Here is a 7,388-nt window from a genome sequence, read left to right as displayed (position 1 = left end):
GGTTCCCTTCTGGCAGCGGGCGGATTGGGGATTGCCGGCTTTACAGGCTATCAATGGATTACCGGTTACCAGGAAGGGTTGCGTGGTCAGGAGCTGGCGATGAAACCACTTACCCGTGGTAAAGAACTGGCAAGCGCTGCGGTCAACTCGGTATCACAGGGTATTAAGGGAATCCGGGAACGAATGAACAGGCAGAGTGTTCCTGCGCAGGAACCAGCCCGTGAAATAAATGAACTCGGTACAGACTGGGACGACTTGATAAAATAGAATCAAGGGGAGATGGGCAGGCCATTAGGAATTGGCCTGAAATAATTTCGATAGGCTCTTTTCGAATTCCAAACTGCTGAGCTATCCTTGGTGGATATAATTAGCCATCGTCAGCATTGACCATGAATATAGGCCGGATCTCAGATCTCATCAGTAATGAAACCTGCTTTGAGATGATCCGTGAGAACCGCTGGCCAGATGGCACTGTTCTCTGTCCGCACTGTGATTCTGAGAATGTCAAAAAGAATGGACACGACAATGTGCAGGTAGAGTGCCAGCACTGTTACTGTAAAGTTTCCCATGCCAAGATCCCTTTGCTCTCGATGCCAACGCCCGGAAAAACAGTGTTACTGTAAAGCGCTCAAAGAAGAGACTGCCTGCATGGATATTATTATTCTGCAGCATCCCAGAGAGTCCAGGCACCCATTGAATACGGCGCGCATTCTGGAGCTGGGTATCGGTAATTGCGAGGTATGGGTGGGTGAAGATTTTTCCGCTCATTCACAACTTCTGAGAACGCTGGCAGAAAAGAACTGCTTCCTGCTATTTCCCGGAGCGAATGCCAGGGCCAGCCAGGATGTCCTGCGAACTGAGAGGCCGGAAGTACTGATTATCCTGGATGGAACCTGGCGAAAAGCCAAAAAGATTTATTACTGCAACCCACTGCTGCAGCAGCTGCCCGGTATTGAACTGACCGATCTTTCCCTATCCGACTATCGCATTCGAAAAGCACCCGGAGCTGGCGCCTTATCAACGGTGGAAGCTGCGGTTACCCTGCTGCGTCAGGCCAGCCGGGACAGCAAGGCACATCAGCAGCTTCTGGACACATTCAGCCTTATGATTGACCAGCAAATCAATGCCATGGGACAGGAGGTTTTCAGGAAAAATTATCAACAGGACAATGGCTGACCAACTACTTTCGCCACTTGATATTACAGCCGATACTGGGCTTCTGGTCTTCACTGACAGGCAAGCCTTTCAGTAGAGCGGTCATGGCACTGCGGAGATCGTTACCGGTCACCGGCCTGCCATTCCCCGGCCTTGAGTCGTCGAACTGGCCTCGATAAACGCAGGTCAAAACACCATCAAACAGAAAAAAGTCTGGGGTGCATTCCGCGTTATAGGCTTTAGCCACTTGTTGTGTTTCATCATAAAGATAAGGAAAGCCATAACGCTTTTGAGCCATCAACTCAGGGCTATCCTGGGGATAATCAGCCACATCATTGGCGCTGATCGCGACAATCCCCAGATCCGTGCCATGAAACTCCTTACCCAATGCCACCAGCGCTTCTTCAATATGAACAACGTAAGGACAATGGTTACAAATAAACATCACCAGAAGCCCTTTACTTCCTGCCACATCAGCCACTGTTTTTTCTGTCCCGGTGAAAACATCCGGCAAACTGAAATCCGGAGCCTGAAAACCCAGTTCAACCATAGAAGACGGTGTGAGTGCCATGATTTGTCACCTCTGTTTTTTTTGGTCAGTTGTTTAGTCCGGAATGTTTCTGCAATGCACCGGAATCATGGCACAAGCAATGCCCCGGCACCACAGGGCTGTCAACAGAGCTTAAAACTCTGCTAACTTAGAATGACAATAATCAATAGTGAGCCTATGGGAAGATCATCCTTATTCAACCGGCAACAGGTGTTAAGCGACGCTCTTGAGCTTTTCTGGTCCAGGGGGTTTTATGCCTGCTCATTGAAGCAACTGGAAGAAGCCACTGAAATGCATCCGGGTAGCCTCTATTATCACTTCCGGAATAAAGAGCAATTATTTCTCTGCATTCTTGAGCACTATCTTGAATGGCAGCTGCAACCAAGAATCGATAAATACCTGGCCTACAATCCATCGCTACTGGATCTCCGCCGCTTCTTTACTTCCGGTTATCGTCATGGTCAGGATGCCAGCTATCGAAACTGTTGTTTCCTGGTCAACACCAGCAACGAACTCCATCTACTGCCATCCGAAGCATCAGAACTGGTGCAGAAAGGCATCCAGATGCTACGACATGGCTTTATTGACTTTATGGGGAAATATACGGAACCGGACAAAAACAGCAGTGCGGCTATTGACCCTGAGGTCATCGCCAGTGAGCTTCTGAACCTGTACATGAGCATCCAGCTTATGGCCAAAATAAACCCGAACCAGCATGCCCTGGACAAACAGGTCAGACAGAGCCTGGATAACCTCTTTCCTCTCCTGCCCCGACAAAGCCCGCCATGATCGACTCAGCCCAACCCATCGCCAACGGCAGTTCCGGAAGTTTGCCGAATAAAGCAAAACACACAGAATCCCTGTACCATATTGAGTATCAATTCGGACTTTTCAGCATCAAGTCATGACCATCAAACAGATTATTGTTCACAAACTGGACCTTGCCCACGGTTCAGGGCAGCTACAAGCCATTCCAGCTTCCCAAAGTCTGGCCTCCTCCCCCTCTCTGGAGCTGGTACTGGACGACTTGCTGCAAACCTATAATAAAAAACCGGACAAGTGCTATGGCCAGTTTTCCGACCTGGCAGAGGACAGTTTTCCTGAGCGCCTGAAGCAATATATGGATCAGAGTTCCGATGAGCAGGCTTCCGGTTTTACCCGGCTCACCACAGACACACTGACCAGCCTTGGGCAAAACCTCAGTGAGGCCGGAGCCATCAATGGTGGCTACGTGATGTTCGCCGACTATCAACAGGGCCTGACCCGGTATCTACTGCTTTGCATGCTCAGCAGCCAGAACAGTGTCACCATTACGGATGAGCTGACCATTCAGGACACGTCCTACCTGGATACTGCCCGGATGTCCCTGGCCTGCCGCATCAATATCACCGACTGGCAGAAAAACCCGGAAGCGGGGCGCTATTTATCGTTTCTTCGTCCAAAGGGAGGCAAACGTCTCAGTAGCGTATTCCAGGAGGTGATTGGCTGCAGCGAAACCAGCAGCAGCAAAGAAGAAGCCGACACCCTGCTCAAGGCAGTAGAAGCCTATTGTCAGGAAGAGCCGGTGGAAGAGAACCGAACCATTGTTAAACGACAGGTTTATGATTACTGCCAGAACAGACTGGACGAAGGCGAAAGCCTCTCCATGCAGGAGCTGACTGGCCATCTGAGTGAAGCCGGCCCGGACGACTTTGCCCGCTTTGTCAACACTCAGGATTATGACATGAGCACCCCGATGTCCCCCGAACGTCGCAAGTTAACGCAGCTGGTACGCTATACCGGGCGAAGCAAGGGACTCAGTCTCTCTTTTGATGCGGAATTACTGGGTGGTCAGATTCGCTATGATGAAACCAACGACCAACTGATCATCACCGGGGTTCCTGACAAACTGAAAGCACAGCTCAAACAGAAGTAAGTAGCTGGCCATACCAGAGCAACTTTGCTACAAATAGAATCAAGGGACTGCTTAGACACCCATGGACGGGTACCTGCACACTGCAAAAGCTTTCATTCGCAGAGAGCTTCAGGCCTGCTTCCTGCAGCGAGTACCCGGCTTGCCAATAAACACCTGATAAAAAATAACCCGGAAGCCACTATGATTTTTCGTACAGCTTTTCATGCGGCTTTTCGTACAGCTTTTCATGCAGTAACGACAACCACCCTGTCCGCACTCCTGCTGACATTCGGTGTAAAAGCAAGCGAAAACGAACCCTCTGAGCTGCTTCCTGCCACCATTATCCAGCAGCAGATAATGCTCAATGACATACTGATCAGCATTCACCGCCTGCAGCTGGATTTGCTCGACAAGGATGCCAGGGAAGCCCTGGAGCATGCTCAGCAATCATTAAACATCAGCATTCACACGCTGCCGGAAAACCTTCACGACCCAGAGACCAATAACCTGCTGGAAAGCGTCCTGACCCTCTGGCCTGTGATCAGCAAACACATTATCTGGCTGAGCACCATTCCAGCCATTTACGAGCCACCTTCAGCGACCTCATTACTGCAGGTACTGGCCAAAATGGATCGCCAGCTGTTGCTGCTGAGGCAGAAAACGACCAAAGTCCCGCCCGGAAATAGGGATAAGCCACGTTTTCTGGAACAAGCGCTACTGATGCAATATATGACCAGAGACTACCTGAGCCTGCTGGTTTCAGAACAGAATGCCGAGACAGCCGATTCTGGCCAAATGCAGCTGAAAGCACAGGCTAACCGGTTCGATCAGCGCATGACGGCTTTTAATGAAGAGTTCAGTGATCATCCACATGCCATGGTGCCAGTCCATCAGGCACTCACCACCTGGTCATTTATTCGCAGCAGTTTCGATAAGTTTCCAGAACAACAGACTCCAGACCTGGTAGTACGCTACGGAAGTATCATCGTCAGTAAACTCTCTTCAGTCCATCGCATGTTCTAGAGAACAGGTTGCCCTACTGCTCTCCATAACCGTAAGAATTTCAGTTACAGACATCCTTTCCTGCAAATAAACCTCTGCCTCTCCCCACTCAAAGGGCACAGTGAACCGGTCGGTAACTTTAAATGCCTGCTGATGAAGAAAGGGCTGCAGCGCATAACTGACCGTAATGATTTTTATGCCTGCAGGCAGTTCAGCCAAACGCTCAGCCAGTTCTGTAATCATATGATCATCAAGGTTTGAGCCATACAGGTAGATAATTGATGCGTCTTCCAGTGGAGATTCCAGATAGTCTTCACAACGAACATCAATGCCACGCAGTCGCATACGCTGGCTGGTACGCTGCAAGCGCCAGCAGAACAGTGGAATCTGCTCAATAGCGGTAACCCGGCACCCTTTAACACCCTGCAACCAGACACTGGTAAAACCACTCCCGGCGCCCAGCTCAAAAACATGGTCTTCAGAAGTTACACCAGATTTTTCAGCAATAATCTCCAGACTGGTCAACGGCGTTTCACCATAGACATAAATATTTTCAGCCCTGATACGACGCTGATAACGACGACTGACTGCATACGGGCTATCCAGAAGATAACTCAGCTTCAACCATAGCCATGGAAAAACAAACCGCGGCTGTCTGCCATAACATTTCAGCTCCCTGAAACTCTGTCGCCATTGATAACGCCACTGCCTGAAAGCAAGTAATAACAATTCCCTGTTGAATGCCATGCCTCTGCCCCTGATCAAAAATGAGGACGAACTGTCTCGAAAATGCCCTGCACCCCTTATATTAATAACAGCCACTTTGCAGAACTCAAAATACCGACCGTATTATTTTGTTCTGTGACATAGAGCGCCCCAGAAGAGTGATTAATCGGTCGAAATCTTTACTTTCGCTTTCCGCTGATTGCAGAATGTACTATGTTTTGGCTGAAGAAAGGGAGTTATCACCATGAGTCAAAATACTGCAGCACCTGTCGCCGATAAAAAGCACTGTGCAAATTCCGCTCAACAATCCACGCGGCTTTATCCCGAAGACCAGGAGCGGGTCGATCAGTATTTAAAGAAAGGGGTTAATGAGGTCGAGCGTTCGCCCTTCAGGCCTCTGCGCCTGATGGCATGGCTGACCGTCGTTATTGTGGTTCTCGGTGTCCTGAGCCGTTTAATCGGCTACCTGGTTTTACCTGCCTGACCGGGAGACCGGCAACCAAATAGCCATGAGCAGCAAGTTCGGCTCTCCTTTGAAAAGGCCTGTGAAAAAAGTTCGGGAAAAATAACAGCACTCACAGCCACACGTTAATAATTAATAGAAAAGAAAAAACGGGAATCAATGTGAAGAACGAACTCCATAGAATCGTGATTGTTGGCGGTGGTGCCGGAGGCCTCGAACTGGCCACTCGCCTGGGCAGGAAACTTGGCAAAAAACAACGCGCTGAAATCACGCTGGTTGATGCCCATAATACCCATTTCTGGAAACCGCTCCTGCACGAGGTGGCCGCTGGATCCCTTAATGCCTTTGAGGATGAATTAAGCTACCTGGCACAGGCCAAATGGAACCACTTCAAATTTATTCCCGGCAAGATGGCAAGCCTGAACCGCGCCGAAAAGTCCATCGGACTCAGCCCTGTTAAAGATGCCAGCGGTCATGAGGTCGTACCTGCCCGCACCCTGAACTACGATCAGCTGGTTATTGCGGTAGGCAGTACCGCCAACGACTTCAATACGCCAGGTGCCAGGGAGCACTGCCTGTTCCTGGATAACCGTCAACAGGCAGAAAGAATCCACACTACGCTGATTAATCACTATCTTCACGCCCAGGCAAGCAGCAACGAGAGCACCAGACTTCGCATTGCCATTATTGGCGCAGGTGCAACTGGCGTGGAGCTGGCCGCAGAGCTCCATTTTGCCGCCATTGAACTGGCCCACTATGGACTGGATGCCATCAAGCCAGAGGATCTGGAAGTGACCATCATCGAGGGGGGCGAAAGAATACTGCCAGCACTGCCGGTTCGAATCAGCAACAGTGTTGAAAAGCAGTTAAGCAAAATGGGAATTCGGGTAATGACCCGGCAGATGGTGAGCGAAATCAAGGCTGACGGGGTAACTACCCGTGATGGTGAATTCATTGAATCTGACCTGAGAATCTGGGCAGCGGGAATCAAGGCACCTGAGTTTCTGTCTGATATAGACGGTCTGGAAACCAACCGGATCAACCAGCTGGTCGTTCGCCCAACATTACAGACGACGCTTGACGACCAGATCTACTCAATGGGCGACTGCGCAAGCTGCACCCTGACCGACAGTAACAATGACCGTATTACCATTCCCCCCCGTGCACAGGCTGCCCATCAACAGGCCTCCCTGCTGGCCAGAAGCCTGATAGCCCAAACCAATGGCTCCACAGCGCTGGAATTCAACTACAAGGATTACGGCTCCCTGATCTCCCTGAGCCGTTTCAGTGCCGTAGGCAATCTGATGGGTGCCATTACCGGCGATATGATGATTGAGGGAACACTGGCCAAATGGTTTTACATCAGCCTGTACCGGATGCACCAGATGACCCTCTTTGGCAAGCTGAGAACCGGGACATTGATTTTGAAGGACCTGATCAGCAGAACAACCCGCCCACAGCTGAAGCTTCACTAACAAAAAAGCCGCTGGCAAAAAGTTCACCAACGGCTAAAAAACAATAAAACTGGAAGATAAAACAATAAAATGGTGGGTCGTGTAGGATTCGAACCTACGACCAATTGGTTAAAAGCCAACTGC

Annotated in this window: 10 protein-coding genes; 8 read left to right on the top strand and 2 right to left on the bottom strand. The window is 50.1% G+C overall.

From position 1 onward, the window contains the following. From KDK13_RS08830 to KDK13_RS08820, 3 genes are all read left to right on the top strand, one after another. The coding region (locus tag KDK13_RS08830) for a hypothetical protein (RefSeq protein ID WP_257284610.1) at positions 1–267 on the top strand (267 nt) is incomplete at its 5' end. A 122-nt stretch (positions 268–389) separates the two neighbouring features. After that, positions 390–623: a transposase gene (locus tag KDK13_RS08825; protein ID WP_257284609.1), complete on the top strand. Its 234-nt coding sequence runs from the start codon at positions 390–392 to the stop codon at positions 621–623. Then, the gene (locus tag KDK13_RS08820) at positions 568–1,176 is read left to right on the top strand and encodes a tRNA-uridine aminocarboxypropyltransferase (RefSeq protein ID WP_257284608.1); all 609 of its coding nucleotides are present in this window, start codon (positions 568–570) and stop codon (positions 1,174–1,176) included. The genes KDK13_RS08825 and KDK13_RS08820 overlap by 56 nt, the downstream gene beginning before the upstream one ends. Positions 1,177–1,180: 4 nt before the next feature. Here the strand turns inward: KDK13_RS08820 and KDK13_RS08815 are convergent, their stop codons facing one another. Beyond that, positions 1,181–1,726: a thioredoxin family protein gene (locus KDK13_RS08815; RefSeq protein WP_257284607.1), complete on the bottom strand. Its 546-nt coding sequence runs from the start codon at positions 1,724–1,726 to the stop codon at positions 1,181–1,183. A gap of 132 nt (positions 1,727–1,858) precedes the next feature. Between KDK13_RS08815 and KDK13_RS08810 the strand changes: the two genes are divergently transcribed. From KDK13_RS08810 to KDK13_RS08800, 3 genes are all read left to right on the top strand, one after another. After that, positions 1,859–2,494 (top strand): TetR/AcrR family transcriptional regulator, encoded by a 636-nt coding sequence (locus tag KDK13_RS08810; protein ID WP_257284606.1) that lies wholly within the window; start codon positions 1,859–1,861, stop codon positions 2,492–2,494. 115 nt (positions 2,495–2,609) lie between these two features. Further along, positions 2,610–3,620 carry a nucleoid-associated protein gene (locus KDK13_RS08805; protein ID WP_257284605.1) on the top strand — a complete coding sequence of 337 codons (1,011 nt, stop codon included), beginning with the start codon at positions 2,610–2,612 and terminating at the stop codon, positions 3,618–3,620. A 180-nt stretch (positions 3,621–3,800) separates the two neighbouring features. Then, positions 3,801–4,622 carry a hypothetical protein gene (locus KDK13_RS08800; RefSeq protein ID WP_257284604.1) on the top strand — a complete coding sequence of 274 codons (822 nt, stop codon included), beginning with the start codon at positions 3,801–3,803 and terminating at the stop codon, positions 4,620–4,622. On the opposite strand, the gene KDK13_RS08795 is transcribed toward KDK13_RS08800, so the two are convergent. Further along, positions 4,602–5,348 (bottom strand): cyclopropane-fatty-acyl-phospholipid synthase family protein, encoded by a 747-nt coding sequence (locus KDK13_RS08795; protein ID WP_257284603.1) that lies wholly within the window; start codon positions 5,346–5,348, stop codon positions 4,602–4,604. The two genes, KDK13_RS08800 and KDK13_RS08795, sit on opposite strands and share 21 nt — an antisense overlap. Before the next feature lie 223 nt (positions 5,349–5,571). Between KDK13_RS08795 and KDK13_RS08790 the strand changes: the two genes are divergently transcribed. Both KDK13_RS08790 and KDK13_RS08785 read left to right on the top strand, forming a co-directional pair. Next, positions 5,572–5,811, top strand: coding sequence for a DUF3094 domain-containing protein (locus KDK13_RS08790; RefSeq protein ID WP_257284602.1), 240 nt, complete (start codon positions 5,572–5,574; stop codon positions 5,809–5,811). 140 nt (positions 5,812–5,951) lie between these two features. Further along, the gene (locus KDK13_RS08785; protein ID WP_257284601.1) at positions 5,952–7,265 is read left to right on the top strand and encodes an NAD(P)/FAD-dependent oxidoreductase; all 1,314 of its coding nucleotides are present in this window, start codon (positions 5,952–5,954) and stop codon (positions 7,263–7,265) included. The last annotated feature ends 123 nt before the right edge of the window (positions 7,266–7,388 follow it).

This window comes from Endozoicomonas sp. SESOKO1 (genome assembly GCF_024606265.1).
GTDB lineage: Bacteria > Pseudomonadota > Gammaproteobacteria > Pseudomonadales > Endozoicomonadaceae > Endozoicomonas.
This window is presented reverse-complemented; position numbering and strand designations above follow the sequence as displayed.

Bases quoted from the DNA above. Each gene is read 5' to 3' on its own strand.
- KDK13_RS08810 (WP_257284606.1), top strand. From the start codon at position 1,859: ATGACAATAATCAATAGTGAGCCTATGGGAAGATCATCCTTATTCAAC.
- KDK13_RS08800 (WP_257284604.1), top strand. From the start codon at position 3,801: ATGATTTTTCGTACAGCTTTTCATGCGGCTTTTCGTACAGCTTTTCAT.
- KDK13_RS08825 (WP_257284609.1), top strand. From the start codon at position 390: ATGAATATAGGCCGGATCTCAGATCTCATCAGTAATGAAACCTGCTTT.
- KDK13_RS08795 (WP_257284603.1), bottom strand. From the start codon at position 5,348: ATGGCATTCAACAGGGAATTGTTATTACTTGCTTTCAGGCAGTGGCGT.
- KDK13_RS08815 (WP_257284607.1), bottom strand. From the start codon at position 1,726: ATGGCACTCACACCGTCTTCTATGGTTGAACTGGGTTTTCAGGCTCCG.
- KDK13_RS08790 (WP_257284602.1), top strand. From the start codon at position 5,572: ATGAGTCAAAATACTGCAGCACCTGTCGCCGATAAAAAGCACTGTGCA.
- KDK13_RS08805 (WP_257284605.1), top strand. From the start codon at position 2,610: ATGACCATCAAACAGATTATTGTTCACAAACTGGACCTTGCCCACGGT.
- KDK13_RS08820 (WP_257284608.1), top strand. From the start codon at position 568: ATGCCAAGATCCCTTTGCTCTCGATGCCAACGCCCGGAAAAACAGTGT.